This window comes from Streptomyces sp. HUAS MG91, from assembly GCF_040529335.1.
Classification (GTDB): Bacteria; Actinomycetota; Actinomycetes; order Streptomycetales; family Streptomycetaceae; genus Streptomyces; species Streptomyces tabacisoli.
Map to the genome: position 1 here is coordinate 74686 of NZ_CP159535.1, position 20547 is coordinate 95232.

Here is a 20547-nt window from a genome sequence, read left to right on the forward strand (position 1 = left end):
ATGATCCCGTTGTCGTTCGCGCAGCGTCGGCTGTGGTTCGTGGACCGGTTCGAAGGCCCCTCGCCGACCTACAACGGCGCCTTCGCCCTGCGGCTGACCGGTGAGCTGGACGTGCCGGCCCTGCGGGCCGCCCTGCGCGACCTCGTCGAGCGGCACGAGGCCCTCCGCACGGTGATCGTCGAGGGCGACGACGGTGTCCCGCACCAGCAGGTCCTCGCCTCCGGGCAGCGCCCGCTCGAACTGGGGCTCGTCGAGGCCGCGGGGGAGCGGGAGCGGGCCGCGGCGGTCGACGCGGTGGCCACCGAGACCTTCGACCTGGCCGCGGACATACCGATCCGCGCCCGCCTGATACGCAGCGCGCCGCAGGAGCACACCCTGGTCGTCGTGGCCCACCACATCGCGGTGGACGGCGAGTCCTTCGGACCCCTGTTCCGCGACCTGACCACGGCGTACGCGGCCCGCCGCGAGGGTGCCGCCCCGGCCTGGGAGCCGCTGCCCGTCCAGTACGCGGACTACACGCTGTGGCAGCTCGACGTGCTCGGCGACGAGGCCGACCCGGAAAGCGTCGCGGCCGGCCAACTCGCCTACTGGCGCGACATGCTGGCCGACCTGCCGCAGCCGATCCAGCTGCCGACGGACCGCCCCCGCCCGCGGGTGATGAGCCCCGACGGCGACCGCGTCCCGTTCCGCATCGAGCCCGCGCTGCTCGGCGCCGTGGAGAAGCTGGCCACGGAGGCCGACGCCACGGTGTCGATGGTGATGCACACGGCGCTCGCCGTGCTCCTGCACCACCTCGGCTGCGGCGACGACCTGCCGATCGGCGCCCCGATCACGGACCGCACCGACGAGGAACTGCGCGACCTCATCGGGTTCTTCGTCAACACGTGGGTGCTGCGCGCCGACCTGAGCGGCAACCCGACCTTCCGCACCCTGCTCGACCAGGTGCGCGAGCGGTCCCTGGCCGCGTACGACAACCAGGACATGCCGTTCGAGCGGCTCGTGGAACTGCTCAACCCGGACCGTTCCACCGCGTACAACCCGTTCTTCCAGGTGATGCTCTCCTGGCAGCCGCCCGTGCCGGACCTGGAGATACCGGGCCTCGCCGTGCGCACCGAACGCCTGGAGACGGCCACCGCCAAGTTCGACCTCTTCTTCGATCTGCTGCCGGACGCCTCCGGCGGGGCCCGGTGCCGGCTGGAGTACTCCACCGGACTGTTCGACCGCGACACGGCCGAGGGCCTCGCGCGGCGGTTCGTCCGCGTCCTGGAGCAGTTCGTGGCCGACGCCGGGCGCACGATCGGCACCGTCGACGTCCTCGACGACGCCGAGCGCGAGCGCCTGATCGCCCCGCTCGACCCCGCCGCACTGGCCTCCGCCACGACCGTGCCCGACCTCTTCGAGCGGCAGGTGGCGGCGACGCCCGACGCCCCGGCCCTCGTCTGCGACGGCCGGACCCTGACCTACCGCGAGCTCGACGACCGCGCCAACGCGGTCGCCTGGGAGCTCGTCCGCCACGGCGCCGGCCCCGAGGACCTGGTGCTGCTCGCGCTGGCCCGCACCGAGGACCTGGTGGCCGCGCTGCTCGGCATCCTCAAGTCCGGTGCCGGATACGTGCCGTTGGACCCGCAGTACCTCGCCGGACGCGCCGAGAGCGTGCTGGCGCAGGCCGCCCCGCGCTTCGCGGTCACCGACACCGCGACCTGGCGGGAGGTGCCGGCCGACGGCGTCACCGCCCTGAACATGGACGAGCGGACGCAGTGGCCGACGGCCCAGGGCGCCCCCGACGACACGAGCCGGACCAGGCCGCTGGACCCGGACCACGTGGCGTACGTGATGTTCACCTCCGGCTCCACGGGCAGGCCGAAGGGCGCCACCCTCACCCACCGCGGCGTGGTCGCCGGCGTGCGGGAGCTGGTGCGGGTGCTCGACGCGCCGGCCGGCTGGCGGATGCTCGCCGGCACCTCCGTCAACTTCGACGTCTCCGTATTCGAACTGCTCACCACCCTGTCCACCGGCGGCACCGCCGAACTGGTCGAGAACGCCCTGGACCTCGCGACACGCGACAGCTGGGACGGCCACGTCATCAGCGGCGTCCCCACGGTCCTCGCCGAACTCGTGCCCCACCTGCACAAGGCGCCGAACGTCCGCTCGGTCGTCTTCGCGGGCGACGTCCTGCCCGGACGCCTGGTGCGCCAGGTGCGCGAGGCCCTGCCCGCCGTGCAGATCGTCAACTCCTACGGCCAGAGCGAGAGTTTCTACGCCACCACGTTCTCCCTCGCCGCGTCCGACGACTGGGCCGACGGCGACGTCGCCCCCATCGGCACACCGCTGGGCGGCATGCGCGCCTACGTCCTCGGCCCCGGCCTCGCCCCCGCGCCGCAGGGCGTGATCGGCGAGCTGTACGTGGTCGGCACCTGCCTGGGCCGCGGCTACCACGGCCGCCCCGCCCTGACCGCGGAACGCTACGTCGCCAACCCCTACGGCCCCGCCGGTGAGCGGATGTACCGCACCGGTGACCTCGCGCGCTGGAACGCGCAGGGGCAGCTGGAGTGCGTCGGCCGCGGCGACGGACAGGTCAAGGTGCGCGGCTTCCGGATCGAGACCGCCGAGGTCGAGTCCGCGATCACCGCCCACCCCGGCATCAGCGAGGCCGTCGTCATCAGCCGCGAGGTGCCCGCCGGCGGCAAGCGGCTCGTCGCCTACGTGGTGCACACCGGCGAGGGCGGCGTCGGCGACGACGGCGCGGGCGGCATCGGCGACGTCGACGTGCTCGCCGGGGCGTCCGCCGCCGAGCTGCGCACCTTCGTCGCGGCACGACTGCCCGACTACATGGTCCCCTCCGCGTTCGTCGCGCTGGGCCGTCTGCCGCTCGGCCCGACCGGCAAGCTCGACCGCGCGGCCCTGCCCGAACCTGAGTTCCTGGGCGAGACCTACCGGGAGCCGCGCACCGAGGCCGAGCAGATCATCACCGCCGCCTACGCGGACGTGCTCGGCGTCGACCGGATCGGCATCGACGACGACTTCTTCGCGGTCGGCGGCGACAGCCTGCGCTCCATCCAGGTGGTGGCCCGCGCCCGCGCCCGCGGCCTGGAACTGTCCACCCGCGAGATCTTCGAGTGCCGCACGGCCGCCCGCCTCGCCGAGGTGGCCGCCGCCCGCCAGGGCCTGGCACCGGTCCTCGACGAGCTGGAGGGCGGCGGCGTCGGCCCGATGCCGTTGCAGCCCGTGGCCCGGGAGGTGTTCGGACACGGCGGCGGGACGAACCGTTTCGCCATGTCGATGGTGCTCGAACTGCCCGAGACCGTGGACGCGGACGGACTCGCCGCGACGCTCGACGCCGTCCTGGACCGCCACGACCTGCTCCGCTCCCGTCTGGTCCCCGGCGACGAGCCCACCCTCGTGGCGGGCGAGGCCGGCACCGTGCGCGCGGCCGGCCTGATCCGCCGCGTCGACTGCGCCGGCCCCTTGCAGGCGCCGTCCGCGCTCGCCGACGCGAAGGCGGAGCTGTACGACGCGGTCGGCCGGCTCGATCCGGAGGCCGGGCGGATGGCGGACTTCGTCTGGTTCGCCCCGCAGTCGGGTCCCGGCCGGCTCCTCGTGGTGCTGCACCACCTGGTGGTCGACGGCGTCTCCTGGCGCATCCTGATGTCCGACCTCGCCGAGGCCTGGCAGCACGTCCGCGCCGGCCGGGCCCCCGAGCTGCCGCCCGTCGGCACCTCGGCCCGCCGCTGGGCGGCCGCCCTTCAGGACGAGGCCCTGAGCGAGGAGCGGGAGGCCGAGCTCGACCACTGGCGCGATCTCCTCGAAGACGTCAACCCGCCGCTGGGCGCCCGCGCGTTCGACCCGTCCGTCGACCTGTGGTCCACCGTCGAGACCGTGCGGGTGCAGCTGCCCGCCGACATCACCGAGGCCGTGCTGACCGAGTTGCCCGCGGCGTTCCGCGCCACCGGCACCGACGTGCTGCTCGCCGCGCTCGCCCTGGCGGTCAACCGCTGGCGCGGCACCGACGAGTCCACCCTGGTCCGCCTCGAAGGGCACGGCCGCGAGGAAGAAGTCGTCCCCGGCGCCGACCTGTCGCGCACCGTCGGATGGTTCACCACCATGTACCCGGCCCGCGTCGACGTGCGGGGCGTGGACCCGGCCGACGTCCTCGCCGGAGGACCCGCCGCCGCCCAGGCGATCAAGCGGGTCAAGGAGCAGTTGCGCGCGGTCCCCGGCAGGGGCATCGGCTACGGGCTGCTGCGCCACCTCAACCCGGAGGCCGCCGAACAGCTCGCCGACCTCGCCGTACCGCAGATCGGCTTCAACTACCTCGGCCGGATCTCCGACAGCGACGTGCCCGAGCACCTGCGCACCGACGGCTGGGGCCCCTCCGCGTGGTCCGCCGAGCTGATCGCCGAGCCCGACCCGGACCTGCCCGCGCTCTCCGCCCTCGAGGTCAACTCGGTCGCCACCGACACCCCCGACGGCACCCGGCTGCAGGCCGCCTTCATGTTCCCCACCGGGGTGCTCTCCCGCGAACAGGCCACACAGCTGGCCGAGTCGTGGGTCGAGATCCTGAACGGCATGGCCGCGCACGCCGCGAGCGGGAAAGCCGGCGGTCTGACCCCGTCGGACGCTCCGCTGGTCACGGTGGGCCAGGACGACATCGAGACCTGGGAGGAGCGCTACGGCCGCCTCGCCGAGGTGTGGCCGCAGGCCCCGGGCCAGTCCGGCATCCAGTTCCAGGCGGCTCTCGCCGACGGCAACTTCGACGTCTACCACATGCAGTTCGTCCTGCACCTGTCCGGCACCGTGGACCCGGCACGCATGCGGGCGGCCGGACAGGCCCTGCTCGAGCGGTATCCGAACCTGCGCTCCGCGTTCCTCACCACGGCCGAGGGCGAACCGGTGCAGGTCGTGGCCGAGCACGTCACGCTGCCGTGGCGCCATCTCGACCTGACGGGGCAGACCGGGGCCGAGCAGGACGCCGCGCTCGACGCGGCCCTCGCCGCCGACCGTGGCGACCAGCTCGACCCCGCCCGGCCGCCGCTGCTGCGGCTGGCCCTGCTCACCTGCGGACCACGGCAGTCCAAGCTCATCATCACGGCGCACCACACCCTCTTCGACGGCTGGTCGTCACCGCTGGTGATCACGGACCTGATCCGGCTGTACGGCGACGCCGCCGCGCTCGGCCCCGTCCGCTCCTACGGCGACTACCTGACCTGGCTGTCCCGCCAGGACCGGGACGCGTCGGCGGCCCGCTGGAAGGACGAGCTCGACGGCTTCGACCAGCCGACTCTCGTGGCCGCGGACCTGGTCGCCGAGGGCGACGCGGCATCGCTCGGCCGCGTCGAGGTGCCGTTCAGCATCGACCAGGGCCGTGAACTGGCGCGGCGCGCCGCCGAACTGGGCGTCACGCTCAACACGCTGCTCCAGGGCGCCTGGGCGGTCGTGCTCGCCAAGCTGACCGGACAGCAGGACGTCGTGTTCGGCGCCGCGGTCAACGGCCGCCCCGCCGATCTGACGGGGTCCGACGAGATGGTCGGCCTGTTCATCAACACCCTGCCGACGAGGGTCCTGTGCCGACCGGAGCACACGCTCGCCGAGGTCATCACGAACCTCCAGAACCGGCAGATCAGCCTGCTCGACCACCACTACTACGGCCTGGCCGACATCCAGCGCGGCACCGGTCTGCCGTCCCTGTTCGACACGATCGTGGTCTTCGAGAACTACCCCATCGACCGCGAGGGGATCATCGAGGCGAACGACTCGGCGGGCCTCACCATCGACGCCATCCGCCCCTTCGCCGGCTCCCACTACCCCCTCACCCTCAACTCCTCCGACCCGTACCTGCGGCTCTCCCTCGACTACCAGCGCAACATCTACGAGCGCGACGCGGCCGAGACCGTCGCCGCCCGCCTCGTCCGCGTGCTGGAACAGGTCCTGGAGGACCCGACGGTGCCGGTGGGCGCGGTGGACGTGCTCGGGGACGACGAACGCGACTGGCTCGTCAACCGCATCAACGCCACGGGGCGTGAGGTGGCGGTGGGGACGTTGCCGGGGGCGTTCGAGGCGCAGGTGGAGCGGTCGCCGGATGCGGTGGCGTTGGTGGGTGAGTCGGAGTCGTTGTCGTATGCGGAGTTCAATGCGCGGGCGAACCGGCTGGCGCATTGGCTGATCGAGCGGGGTGCGGGTCCGGAGCGTCTGGTGGCGGTGCGGATTGCGCGGTCGGTGGATCTGCTGGTGGCGATCTATGCGGTGGTGAAGTCGGGTGCGGCGTATGTGCCGGTGGACCCGGAGTTGCCGGCGGACCGGGTGCGTCATGTGCTGGACGTGGCTCAGCCGTTGCTGGTGCTGGATGAGGTGTTGCCGGATGTGGCTTCGTATCCGGAGTCGAATCCGGTGCGGGAGCTGTCTCCGGATCATGCGGCGTATGTGATCTTCACGTCGGGTTCGACGGGTGGTCCGAAGGGTGTGCAGGTGGCACATCGGTCGATCATGAACCGGTTGGCGTGGGGGCTGGGTTATTTCGGGGTGGGCCCGGCGGATCGGGTGCTGCTGTCGACGACGGCGAGTTTCGATGTGTCGGTGCCGGAGTTGTTCGCGGCGTTGCAGGTGGGTGCGGCGGTGGTGATCGCGCGTCCGGACGGGCGGCGTGATCCGGCGTATCTGGCGGAGTTGATCCGGCGTGAGGGGGTGACGGGGGCGGACTTCGTGCCGTCGTTGCTGGAGGTGTTCGTCGCGGAGCCGGGTGCGAGTCGGTGCACGAGTCTGCGGTGGATCGAGGTGGCGGGTGAGGCGTTCCCGCCGGCTTTGGCGAACAGGGTCGCCGAGGTGCTCCCGCAGTGTGGTGTGTTCAACCTGTATGGGCCGACGGAGGCGTCGGTGGAGGTGACCGCGTACCGGCATGTGCCGGGGGCGGATCGGGTGCCGATCGGGGCGCCGGTGTGGAACACGCAGGTGTATGTGCTGGACGCGGCGCTGAAGCCGGTGGCGCCGGGGGTCGCGGGTGAGTTGTATCTGGCGGGCGCGGGGCTGGCGCGGGGCTATCTGGGTCAGACCGCTTTGACGGCGGGGCGGTTCGTGGCCTGCCCGTTCGGTGCTCCGGGGACGCGGATGTATCGCACCGGGGACCTGGTGCGCTGGTCGCAGGACGGTCAGGTCGAGTACATCGGGCGGACCGACTTCCAGGTCAAGGTCCGCGGCTTCCGCATCGAACTCGCCGAGATCGAACAAGCCCTCACCGACCACCCCGACGTCGACAGCGCCGTCGTCGTCGTACGCGAGGACCGGGCCGACGACCAGCGCATCGTCGCCTACGTCGTACCGGCCGGCACCGCGACACCGTCCGCACTGGACCTCACCGCCCTGACGGACCACGTCCGCGGGCACCTGCCCGACTACATGGTCCCCACCGCGATCGTGCCGCTCACCGAGTTCCCCACGACGACCAGCGGAAAGCTCGACCGCAAGGCGTTGCCCGCACCGGACCACACCGAGACGGAGACCGGACGCGGACCGCGCAACCCCACCGAGGAAGTCCTCTGCCGGCTCTTCGCCGACCTGCTCGGCCTGGCGGAGATCGGCATCGACGCCGACTTCTTCGACCGCGGCGGGCACTCGCTGCTCGCCACCCGGCTGACCGGCCGCATACGCAATGAGCTCCACGTCGACGTGAAAGTCACGACGGTCTTCCGTCATCCGACCGTCGCCCAGCTGGCGGTGCAGATCGAGGAACTGGCTACGTCGAACCGCCCCCGGCTGCGTCCCCAGCTGGGCCAGATGACCGTTTAGGAGAAGCGTCGATGATCCCCTTGTCCTTCGCCCAGCGGCGGATGTGGTTCCTGCACCGCCTGGAAGGGCCGTCCGCGACCTACAACATCCCGTTCGTGCTCCGCCTGGACGGGGCCCTCGACATCGCGGCCCTGGCCGCGGCGGTCACGGACGTCGCCGAACGGCACGACAGCCTGCGCACCCTGGTCGTCGAGAACGCCGACGGCACACCGGAGCAGCGGGTCCTGCCCCCCGAGGAGGCGGCCCTGCCGTTCCGCGTGGTCGACGTGAACGCCGACGACGTGGACGCCGCACTGCACGAGGAACTGGTCCTGGGCTTCGACCTGGAGACCGAACTCCCGCTGCGCACCACCGTGTTCCGGCTCTCCCCGCACGAGCACGTCCTGGCGTTCGTGTTCCACCACATCGCGGCCGACGGCTCCTCGATGGCCCCGTTCCTGAAGGACCTGGTCACCGCCTACACGGCCCGCCACGGCAGAACCGCGCCGCAGTGGGTGCCGCTGCCGGTCCAGTACAAGGACTACACCCTGTGGCAGCGGCAGCTGCTGGGCGAGGACGGGGACCGCGAGAGCGTCGCCGCACCCCAGATCGCCTACTGGCGCAAGGAACTGGACGAGGTGCCGCAGCCGACGCAGCTCCCGCTGGACCGGCCGAGACCCACGATCGTGGGACACCGCGGCGGCCACGTCGCGTTCCTGCTCGACTCCGACCTGGTCTCCCGGCTCGGCAAGGTGGCCGCCGACCGCGGCGCCACCGCCCCGATGGTGGCCCAGGCCGCTCTCGCCGTCCTGCTGAACAAGCTCGGCGCCGGTGAGGACGTCACGATCGGCAGCCCGATCGCCGGGCGCACCGACGAGGCGCTGAACGACCTGGTCGGCTTCTTCGTCAACACCTGGGTGCTGCGCGCCGACCTGTCGAAGAATCCGACCTTCGGCGACATGGTGGAACAGGTACGGGACAAGGCCCTGGCCGCGTACGACAACCAGGACGTCCCCTTCGAGCGGCTCGTGGAACTGCTCAACCTGGAGCGCTCGACCTCGTACCCGCCGCTGTTCCAGACGATGCTGGCCTGGCAGTTCGTGTGGCCTGACATCGAGATGCCGGGCCTGGAGGTCACCCCCGTCCCGGCCGGTACGGACACCGCGAAGTTCGACCTCTTCTTCAACATCGTCCCCGACGCCTCGGGCCGTGCCCACGGGCGCCTCGAGTACGCGGCGGACCTGTTCGACCACTCCACGGCGGTCGCCGTGGTCGACCGTCTCGTCCGCATCCTGGAGCAGGTGGCCGCCGACCCCGGCGTGCGCCTCGGGAACGTCGACGTACTGGACCAGGCCGAGCGGAAGCTGCTCCTCACCGACTGGAACGCCACGGGGCGTGAGGTGGCGGTGGGGACGTTGCCGGGGGCGTTCGAGGCGCAGGTGGAGCGGTCGCCGGATGCGGTGGCGTTGGTGGGTGAGTCGGAGTCGTTGTCGTATGCGGAGTTCAATGCGCGGGCGAACCGGCTGGCGCATTGGCTGATCGAGCGGGGTGCGGGTCCGGAGCGTCTGGTGGCGGTGCGGATTGCGCGGTCGGTGGATCTGCTGGTGGCGATCTATGCGGTGGTGAAGTCGGGTGCGGCGTATGTGCCGGTGGACCCGGAGTTGCCGGCGGACCGGGTGCGTCATGTGCTGGACGTGGCTCAGCCGTTGCTGGTGCTGGATGAGGTGTTGCCGGATGTGGCTTCGTATCCGGAGTCGAATCCGGTGGTCGGTCTTGAGCCGGACCATGCGGCGTATGTGATCTTCACGTCGGGTTCGACGGGTGGTCCGAAGGGTGTGCAGGTGGCGCACCGGTCGATCATGAACCGGTTGGCGTGGGGGCTGGGTTATTTCGGGGTGGGCCCGGCGGATCGGGTGCTGCTGTCGACGACGGCGAGTTTCGATGTGTCGGTGCCGGAGTTGTTCGCGGCGTTGCAGGTGGGTGCGGCGGTGGTGATCGCGCGTCCGGACGGGCGGCGTGATCCGGCGTATCTGGCGGAGTTGATCCGGCGTGAGGGGGTGACGGGGGCGGACTTCGTGCCGTCGTTGCTGGAGGTGTTCGTCGCGGAGCCGGGTGCGAGTCGGTGCACGAGTCTGCGGTGGATCGAGGTGGCGGGTGAGGCGTTCCCGCCGGCTTTGGCGAACAGGGTCGCCGAGGTGCTCCCGCAGTGTGGTGTGTTCAACCTGTATGGGCCGACGGAGGCGTCGGTGGAGGTGACCGCGTACCGGCATGTGCCGGGGGCGGATCGGGTGCCGATCGGGGCGCCGGTGTGGAACACGCAGGTGTATGTGCTGGACGCGGCGCTGAAGCCGGTGGCGCCGGGTGTCGCGGGTGAGTTGTATCTGGCGGGCGCGGGGCTGGCGCGGGGCTATCTGGGTCAGACCGGTCTGACGGCGGGGCGGTTCGTGGCCTGCCCGTTCGGTGCTCCGGGGACGCGGATGTATCGCACCGGGGACCTGGTGCGCTGGTCGCAGGACGGTCAGGTCGAGTACATCGGGCGGACCGACTTCCAGGTCAAGGTCCGCGGCTTCCGCATCGAACTCGCCGAGATCGAGCAGGCCCTCACCGACCACCCCGGCGTGGCCCAGGCCACCGTGGTGGTCCGCGAGGACCGCGAGGGCGGCAAGCGCCTCGTCGGCTACGTCGTGCCCGACCCCGGCGCCGCGGTCGAGGACGCCGACGACCAGCAGGACGACTGGCGCGAGCTCTACGACGACAGCTACCGGGCCTCCGAGGACGAGGCGTGGGGCGAGGACTTCCAGATGTGGACGTCGTCGTACGACGGCGAGCCCATCCCCGTCGGGCAGATGCGGCAGTGGCGGGACGCGGCCGTCGCCCAGGTGCTGCGGTACGCGCCCCGGCGCGTCCTGGACATCGGCGTCGGCTCCGGCCTGCTCCTCGCCAAAATCGTCGGCGAGGTCGACGAGTACTGGGGCACCGACATCTCCGCTCCCGTCGTGGAACGCGTCACCGCCCAGGCCGAGCGGTTCGGGTTCGGCGACCGGGTCCACCTCAGCGCCCGTACCGCCGACGAACTGTCCGACCTGCCCAAGGGCCGCTTCGACACGGTGGTCCTCAACTCCGTCGCCCAGTACTTCCCGAGCGCCGAGTACCTGGACCACGTCCTGAGCCAGGTCATGGAACTGCTCGAACCCGGCGGCCGCATGATCGTCGGCGATGTGCGCAACGCCTCGACGCTGCGCGTCCTGCTCACCGCCGTCCAGCGCGCCGCCCACCCGCACGCCTCGCACGACGAACTGCGGACCTTCGTGGAGAAGGAACTGCTCGCCGAACGCGAACTCGTGGTCCCCCCGGAGTGGTTCGCCGACTGGGCGGCCCGGCACTCCGTCGCCGTGGACATCCGCCTCAAGCCGGGAGAGGCCCACAACGAACTGACCCGGCACCGCTACGAGGTCGTCCTGCACAAGGCGCCCGCCGACGTGCTCGACCTCTCCGGCCTGCCGGAGGTGCCGTGGGGCGGCCGGCTCGCCACCCCCGCCGACCTCGCGGGGCGCACGGAGGACGGGCCCGTGCGCGTCACCGGCATCCCCTCCGCCCGGCTGTCCGAGGAGGCCGCCGTCGCGGTCGCCGCCGGGCTCCTCGACCCGACCGCGCTGCCCGGCGAAGCGGTCGACCCGCACGACCTGACCGAATGGGCCCACGCTCACGGCCTGACAGCCGTCCTCACGCTGTCGGGCGAGGACCCGCGCTGCTACGACGCGCTGCTGCTGCCCGCGCTGCCCGCCGAGGCCGCCGTCACCGGCACGTTCGTCACCACCGACGCGGGCCGGCGCGCCCGGCCCAACACCCCGGCCCTCGCCAAGGCGATCGGCCCGCTCCTCGCCGGACTGCCCGACTACCTGACCGAGCGGCTCCCCGGCTACATGGTGCCCGCCGCCCTCGTGCCGCTCTCCGAGATCCCGCTGACCCCGAGCGGCAAGCTGAACCGGCGCGTGCTGCCGCCCCCGGACTACGCGCAGGCATCGACCGGACGCGCGCCGCGCAACCGGATCGAGGAATCCTTCTGCGCACTGTTCGCCGAGGTCCTCGGTCTGCGGACCGTCGGCATCGACGACGACTTCTTCACGACCGGCGGCGACAGCATCCGGTCCATCCAGGTCGTCGCCCGGGCCAGGGCGCTCGGCATGGCCGTCAGCACACGGGAGGTCTTCGAGCACCGCACCGTCGCCCGCCTCGCCGAACTGGTCGAAGGACGCGACGACGAACGCGTGACCCTGGCCGAACTGCCCGGCGGCGGCGTCGGCCGGGCCCCGCTGCCCCCCATGGCGGCGCACGTCCTCGAACTGGGCGGCGGCATCGGCCGGTTCTCCATGTCCGGCATGCTGACCCTGCCCGACGACATCGACCGCGCGGGACTGCTCGCCACTCTCCAGACCGTTCTCGACCGGCACGACGTGCTCCGTTCCCGGCTCGACCGGGAGGCGCCCGGACTGCTGATCGCGCCGCCCGGCAGCGTCGACGCCGCCGGTCTGCTGCGCGAGGTCTCCCTCGACGGTGCCGACGTGCACGCCGAACTCGACGCCGCCGCCGACCGGCTCGACCCGGACGCCGGTGTCGTGGCGCAGTTCGTGCGGTTCACCTCCGGCACGGACGCCGACCGGCTGCTGATCGTCCTCCACCACCTCGTCGTCGACGGGGTGTCGTGGCGGATCCTGGTGCCCGAGCTGGCCGCCGCCTGGCAGCGGGTCCGCGCCGGTGACGCCCCGCAGCCCGCCCCGCAGGGCACGTCCCTGCGCCGCTGGGCACACGCCCTGGCCGACCTGGCGGCCGACCCGGAGACCGCGGCGGCCCAACTGCCGGTGTGGCAGGGCATCCTCCAGGGCGACGAGCCCGTGCTCGGCGCCCGGGAACTGGACCGCGCACAGGACGTCACCGCCACCGTGGACACCGTCCGCGTCCAGCTCCCCGCGGACGTCACGCAGACGCTGCTGACCCGGGTGCCCGCGGTCTTCCGCGGCCGGGTCGACGACGGACTGCTCGCCGCCCTCGCGCTGGCGCTGGCCCACTGGCGCCACGCCCGCGGCGAGTCGGCCTCCTCGACGCTCGTGCGCATGGAGGGCCACGGCCGCGAGGAACACGTGATACCCGGCGCCGACCTGTCGAGCACCATCGGCTGGTTCACCTCGGTGTTCCCGGTACGCCTGGACCTGACCGGCGTCGACGTGGCGGACGCGCTCGCCGGCGGCGCGGCCGCGGGCCGCGCGGTCAAGGCCGTCAAGGAACAGCTGCGGGCGGTGCCGGACAACGGCATCGGCTACGGCGTGCTGCGCCACCTCAACGCCGAGACCGGAGCCGTCCTCGCCGCCGGACGCGAACCGCAGATCGGCTTCAACTACCTGGGCCGCACCTCCGGCAGCGTCCCCGAGGAGCAGCGGGGCTCGGGCTGGACCCCGGACAGCACCTACCGGGACCTGATCGCCGCCCCGGACGCCGACATGCCGGTCCTCTCCGCGCTGGAGATCAACGCGGTGGCCACCGACACCGGCGACGGCGACGAACTGACCGCCTACTTCGGCTTCCCGACCGGAGTCCTCTCCCGCGACGAGGTCACCGAACTGGCCGGCCTGTGGGTGCGGGCGCTGACCGCGCTGGCCGAGCACGCCACGACGGAGGACGCCGGCGGCCTGACCCCGTCCGACGCCCCCCTGGTCGCGGTGGACCAGGCAGCGATCGACGGCTGGGAGAACCGGTTCGGCACGCTCGCCGAGATCTGGCCGACGACCCCCGCCCAGTCCGGAATCCACTTCCACACCCAGATGGCCGGATCGTCGTTCGACGCCTACCACATGCAGCTGGTGTTCCACCTCTCCGGCGACGTCGACCCGGACCGGATGCGCCGGGCCGGGCAGGCGCTCGTCGAGCGCTACACCAACCTCCGCGCCGCCTTCGTCCCCGGGGCCGACGGCGACATCGTGCAGGTCGTGCCGGCAAACGGGGTGACCCTGCCCTGGCGCCACCTCGACCTGACCACCGTCGGCGAGGCCGAGGCGACCGAGGCCTTCGAGGAGTTCCTCGCCGAGGACCGGGCCACCCACTTCGACATGGGCATCCCGCCGCTGATGCGGCTCGCCCTGGCCGTGCTCGAACCCGGCCGCGCCGAACTCGTCGTGACGGCCCACCACATCCTGTTCGACGGCTGGTCCATCCCCCTGCTGATGCGGGACCTGCTGCTGCTGTACGCCTCCCACGGCGACCCGGCCGACCTGCCCGCCACCCGCAGCTACGGAGACTTCCTGGCCTGGCGGTCCCGGCAGGACGAGGCGGAGGCGGCCCGCGCGTGGGCGGCCGAGATCGCCGGGGTCGAGGAGCCGACGCTGCTCGCACCCGGCTCCGAGGGCGCGGACGACGGCCTCGGGCAGGTCGAGTTCGCCCTGCCCGCCGAGGTGTCGGCCCGGCTCGACCGGCGCGCCGCCGAGCTCGGCGTCACCGTCAACACCGTGGTCCAGGGCGCCTGGGGCCTGCTGCTCGGCCAGCTCACCGGCCGCCGCGACCTGCTGTTCGGCGCCACCGTCTCCGGCCGCCCGCCCGCCGTGGCGGACGTCGAGACGATGGTCGGGATGTTCATCAACACCCTGCCCGTCCGCGTCGCGTACGCCCCCGGCGACACCCTCGCCGAGGTCCTGACCCGGCTGCAGGAGCGGCAGGCCGCCCTGATGGACCACCATCACCACGGGCTCGCCCAGATCCAGCAGGCCGCGGGCCTGCCGTCCCTCTTCGACACCCTGGTCGTCTTCGAGTCCTACCCGGTCGACGAGGAGGGCATCAGCGCCGCGACCGAGGCCGCCGACGGCGTCGCCTTCACCGGCCTGCGCCCGACCAACGGCACCCACTACCCGCTGGGCCTGATGGCGGCGGTGGAGCCGAACCTCCAGTTCATCCTCCAGTACGCGCACGGCGTGTTCGACCGGGACACCGTCGAGACGTTCGCCGCCCGCCTGGTCCGCATCCTGGAGCAGCTCGCCGCCGCTCCCGGCCGCAAGGTCGCCCAGCTCGACGTCCTGGAGCCGGCCGAACGCGAGCGCCTGCTCGTCGCGTTCAACGACACGGACACCCCGACCCCGGACACCACGATCTGCGGGCTCGTCGAGGCGCAGGCGGCACGGACCCCCGACGAGGCGGCGGTGATCGCCGAGGGCGGCACGCTCACCTACCGCGAGCTGACCGCCCGGGCCGCCCGCCTGGCACGCGAACTGGCCGGCCGCGGCGTGGGCCCCGAGTCGCTGGTCGCGGTCTCCCTGCCGCGGACGGCGGACCTGGTGATTGCCCTGCTCGCGGTTCTGAAGGCGGGCGGCGCCTATCTGCCGGTCGACCCCAAGTACCCCGGACACCGCCTGGCGGCCATCCTCGGCGAGGCGCGGCCGCGCCTGGTCCTGACGGACACGACGACGGCCGGGACGCTGCCGGAGCACGACGCCCCGGACGTCCTCCTCGACACGCTCGACCTGTCCGACGCTGACGGCCCGGCCCTCGAAAGCCCGGTCCACGCCCAGCAGTTGGCGTACGTGATGTACACCTCCGGCTCCACGGGCCGGCCCAAGGGCGTCGCCATCACCCACGCGAACGTGGTCAACGGCGTGCTGCGCCTCGCCGACCGCGTGGGGCTCGCGCCGGGCAAGCGGATCCTCGCGGGCACCTCGGTCAACTTCGACGTCTCGGCGTTCGAGATCTTCACCGGCCTCGCCACCGGCGGCGTCGTCGAACTGGTCCGGGACGTCCTGGTCCTGGGCGAGCGCAAGGAGGGCTGGAGCGGCGGGGTCATCTCGACCGTCCCGTCCGCCTTCGCCGAACTCGTCGACGAGATCGCCGGCCGCACCGACGTGGAGACGCTCGTCTTCGCCGGCGAGGCCCTGCCCACGTCCCTGGTCGCGAAGGTGCGCCGGGCCCTGCCCGGCACCCGGATCGTCAACGCCTACGGACAGAGCGAGTCGTTCTACGCCACCACCTGCGCCGTCACCGGCGAGGCAGGCGACACGACGGGCAGCGCGCCCGTCGGCACCCCGCTCGGCAACATGCGGGCCTACGTCCTCGGCCCCGGCCTGACCCCGGTGCCCCCGGGCGCGGTCGGCGACCTGTACGTCGGCGGAAACGTGGGACGCGGCTACTTCGGCCGCACCGCGCCGACCGCCGAGCGCTTCCTCGCCGACCCGTTCGGCCCGGCCGGCGCCCGCATGTACCGCACCGGCGACCTGGCCCGCTGGAACGGCGAAGGACAACTGGAGTACGCGGGCCGCGGCGACGCACAGGTGAAGGTGCGCGGCTTCCGCATCGAGCCCGCCGAGGTCGAGGCCGCCCTCACCGCGCACCCCGACGTCGCGCAGGCCGCCGTCGTGGCCCGCGACGGGCGCACCGAAGGTGCCGGCAAGCTGCTGGTCGCCTATGTCGTGCCCGGCACCGGCGACGGGCACGACGCCCCGGGCACGAAGGAACTGCACACCTTCGTCTCCGAACGGCTGCCCGAGTTCATGGTGCCGTCCGCCTTCGTGGTCCTGGACCGGCTCCCGCTCGCCCCCAACGGCAAGCTGGACCGGGCCGCGCTGCCCGAGCCGGAGTTCACCGGCGCCGCCTACCGGGCGCCCTCCACCGCCCGCGAGAAGGGCCTGGCCGCGCTCTTCGCCGAGGTGCTCGGTGTGGACCGGGTCGGCGCCGACGACGGGTTCTTCGAACTCGGCGGGCACTCGCTGCTCGCCACCCGGCTGATCGGCCGCGCCCGCGCCGAGCTGGGCATCGAGATTCCCATCCGCAAGATCTTCGACCTTCCGACGGTGGCCGCGCTCGCCGCGTGGACAGAGGAACTGGCCGCTCCCCGTCGTCCCGGTTTGCGCAAGATGTTCGTAGAGGGAGTGAACCAATGATTCCGCTGTCATTCGCCCAACGCCGCATGTGGGTCCTGCACCAGCTGGAGGGGGGCTCGGACTCCTGGAACATGGCGGCCGCCTTCCGGCTCACCGGAACCCTGGACCGGGACGTCCTCGCCGCCGCGCTCCGCGACGTGGTCGAGCGGCACGAGATCCTGCGCACCGTCTACGCGACCGACGCCGACGGCGAACCGCACCAGCGCATCCTGCCGATCGCGCAGGCTTCGCCGGAGCTGCCGCTGACGGAGGTGGCGCCGGACGACGTGTCCGGCGCCGTCGACAGGGCCATCGCCCACCGCTTCGACCTGACCGCCGAACTCCCGCTGCGCGCACACCTGTTCCGCTGCTCGGCCCAGGAGCACGTCCTCGTCCTGGTCATCCACCACATCGCCACCGACGGCAGCTCCGGCGCCCCCCTGGTACGGGACCTCGCCGCGGCCTACACCGCCCGCCGCGGCGGACGGGCGCCGGCCTGGGAGCCGCTGCCCGTGCAGTACAAGGACTACACGATGTGGCAGCGCGAGGTCCTCGGCGACGTGGCGGACCCGGAGAGCCTCGCCGCCACGCAGGTCGAGTACTGGCGCAAGGAACTGGCCGGGGTGCCCCAGCCGTTGAACCTGCCGCTGGACCGCCCGCGGCCCGCCGAGGCGAGCGGCCGCGGCGCCACCGTCGACCTCGTGGTCCAGCCGGAGGTGGCGACCGGCCTGCAGACCCTGGCCGACCGGCGCGGGGCGACCCTGTCCATGGTCCTCCAGGCCGCACTCGCGGTACTGCTCCAGCAGCTCGGCGGCGGCCGGGACGTGACGATCGGCAGCTCCATCGCCGGACGCACCGACGAGGCGCTCAACGACCTCATCGGCTTCTTCGTCAACACCCAGGTGCTGCGCGCGGACCTGTCCGGCGACCCGACCTTCACGGACCTGCTCGGACAGGTGCGGGACAAGGCGCTGGCGGCCTACGAGCACCAGGACGTGCCCTTCGACATGCTGGTCGAGGCGATCAACCCGGAGCGCTCCGCGGCGTACCAGCCGCTGTTCCAGGTGATGCTCGGGCTCCAGAACTACGAGCGCCCCGACCTCGAACTCGCCGGACTCACGGTGGAGGTCGAGCAGGCCACCCCGTCCACCTCCAAGGTCGACCTGTTCTTCAACGTGATCAAGGACGGCACGGGGGCGCTGCGCGGCGACATCCAGTACGCGACCGACCTGTTCGACCGGGACACGGTCGAGGCCGTCGCCGGACGGTTCGCGCGCGTGCTGGAGCAACTGGTCGCCGATCCCGGGATGCGCGTCGGGGACGTCGACGTGCTCGACGACCAGGAGCGGCGGCACCTGCTCGTCGAGGTCAACGACACCGCCGAGCCGACCCTGGACCTGGTCGCGGCGCTCCGCGACCGGGTGCGGGCGACACCGCGGGCGCTCGCCGTCATCGGCGAGGAGGAGACGCTCACCTACGAGGAGCTGGAAGCACGGTCGAACCGGCTGGCGCACTGGCTGATCGCGCGCGGTGTGCGCACGGAGTCACGGGTCGCCGTGCGCCTGCCCCGGACCGTGAACCTGGTGGTGGCACTGCTCGCGGTGATCAAGTCCGGTGGCGCCTACGTCCCGATCGACCCGGACCACCCGCGCTCCCGGATCGACTACATCCTCGACCACGCGGACCCGGTGCTGGTGCTCGACGCCGAGACGCTGGCCGGCGTGGACTGGTCGAACCACCCGGACGAGGCGCCGGACGTGACGGTCCGCCCCGAGAACACCCAGTACGTGATCTACACGTCGGGTTCGACGGGCAAGCCGAAGGGCGTCACCATCCCGCGCGGCGCGGTCGCGAACTACCTGGCCACGGCGGGGCGCACGTTCCCGCTGGCGGCCGGCGAGCGGATGCTGTTCAGCACGACCGTGGCGTTCGACATGGCCAACACCGAGCTGTACCTCCCGTTCGTCTCCGGGGCGACCATGGTGGTGGCCGACAAGGGCACCGTCGCCGACCCGGCCGCCGTGCTGGCGCTGATCCGCCGGCACGGGATCACCGCCGTGCAGGCCACGCCCGCCTTCTTCCAGATGCTGCTGATGCACGACCCGCTCGCCGCCAAGGGGCTGCGGATCATCATCGGCGCCGAGGCCGTACCCGTACGCCTCGCCGAGACCCTGGCCAAGCAGGCCACCGAAGTGTTCAACATGTACGGCCCGACCGAGACCGTGACGTGGTGCACCCAGGCGCTCGTGAGGCCCGGGGAGGGCGCCCCGATCGGGCGGCCCATGGGCAACTTCCAGATGTACGTTCTCGACGCGCGGCTGCGTCCCGTCCCGCGCGGGGTGGAGGGCGAGCTCTACATCGCCGGGGCCGGGATGGCCCGCGGCTACCAGAACCGGCCCGACCTGAGCGCCGAGCGGTTCGTGGCCTGCCCGTTCGGCGCCGCCGGCACCCGGATGTACCGCACCGGCGACCTGGTGCGGTGGGACAGGAACGGGCAGCTGGAGTACATCGCCCGCACCGATTTCCAGGTCAAGGTCCGCGGCTTCCGGATCGAGCTGGGCGAGATCGAGCACGTGCTCGACGGGCACCCCGCGGTGGCCCGGGCGGCGGTCGTGGTGCGCGAGAACCACGACGGCGACAAGCGCATCGTGGCCTATGTGGTGCCCGAGCCGGACGCCGTGGGCGCCGACGGCACGAGCGAGGATCTGCTCGTCCTGCTGACCGACCACCTGCGCCGCCGTCTCCCGGAGTACATGGTGCCCGCCGCGGTGATCCCGCTCGCGGAGATCCCGCTGAACCCGAACGGCAAGCTCGACCGCGCGGCACTGCCGGCGCAGGACACGAGCGCCCCGGCCGCCGGCCGAGGACCGCGCAACGCCCACGAGGAGAAGCTGTGCGCGCTCTTCGGTGAACTGCTCGGCCTGGAGCAGGTCGCCATCGACGACGACTTCTTCGCCCTCGGCGGGCACTCGCTGCTGGCCACCCGGCTCAGCGCCGGCATCCGCAACCGGTTCGGCGTCGACATCCCCCTCAAGACCATCATCAAGTTCCCCACGGTCGCCGAACTGGCCGCGCTGCTGCTCACCGGCGACATCCCCGTGGAGATCGCCGACCCGTTCGCCGTGGTGCTGCCGCTCAACGCCGACCCCGGCACGGGCAAGGAGCCGGTGTGGTTCTTCCACGGCGGCGGCGGCCTCGGCTGGGCGTACTTCAGCTTCGTGCTGCACGTGGAGGACCGGCAGGCCTACGCCCTCCAGGCCCGCGGTTCCGACGGCGAGGACAAACTGGCGGGCTCGGTCGAGGAGATGGTCGAGGACTACGTCACCGAGATGCTGAAGATCCAGCCGGAGGGGCCCTTCCACCTCATCGGCTGGTCCTACGGCGGCACGGTGGTGCACGCCGTCGCCGAGGCACTGGACCGGCGCGGGCACGAGATCTCCTTCGTCGCCATCCTGGACTCCCAGCCGGGCGGCCACGGCTTCACCGAGATCCACGCCGGCAAGACGGAGTCCGACTACCGGGGCGAGCTGGAGGAGTACTTCGGCCAGTACATCGGCACCGGCAACCAGGGAGACTTCCTGGACACCATGGCGAAGGTGCTGACCAACAACACGACGCTCATGATGGATTTCGAATCGCCGGTCTACCGCGGCGACGTCGTCTTCTTCAGCGCGACGCTCCAGGACGAGACCTACGCGCACCTGTGGCGGCCCTACGTGCTCGGCGACATCGAGGTGCACGACGTGCGCGCCGTGCACCACGAGATGCACATGCCCGGCCCCGTGGCCGAGGTCTTCGAGGTCATCAACCGCAAGCTGGCGGGATGACCGGACAGCGCGTCCGCCGCGGCCGGTGCGACGGCGCACCGGCCGCGGCGGACCTTCTCACGGACGATTGGGGT

Annotated in this window: 3 protein-coding genes; all 3 read left to right on the top strand. The window is 72.3% G+C overall.

The features are described 5' to 3' along the window. From ABII15_RS38755 to ABII15_RS38765, 3 genes are read left to right on the top strand one after another with little or no spacing between them, the layout of a single operon-like run. On the top strand, positions 1-7776 hold the full coding sequence (locus tag ABII15_RS38755) for an amino acid adenylation domain-containing protein (RefSeq protein WP_353947383.1): 7776 nt from the start codon (positions 1-3) through the stop codon (positions 7774-7776). 11 nt (positions 7777-7787) lie between these two features. After that, positions 7788-16667, top strand: a complete 8880-nt coding sequence (locus ABII15_RS38760) for an amino acid adenylation domain-containing protein (protein ID WP_353947384.1) — start codon at positions 7788-7790, stop codon at positions 16665-16667. Beyond that, entirely contained in the window at positions 16664-20473 is a 3810-nt protein-coding gene (locus ABII15_RS38765; protein WP_353947385.1) for an amino acid adenylation domain-containing protein, read from the top strand. Before ABII15_RS38760 ends, ABII15_RS38765 begins: the two co-directional genes overlap by 4 nt. Positions 20474-20547 lie beyond the last annotated feature (74 nt).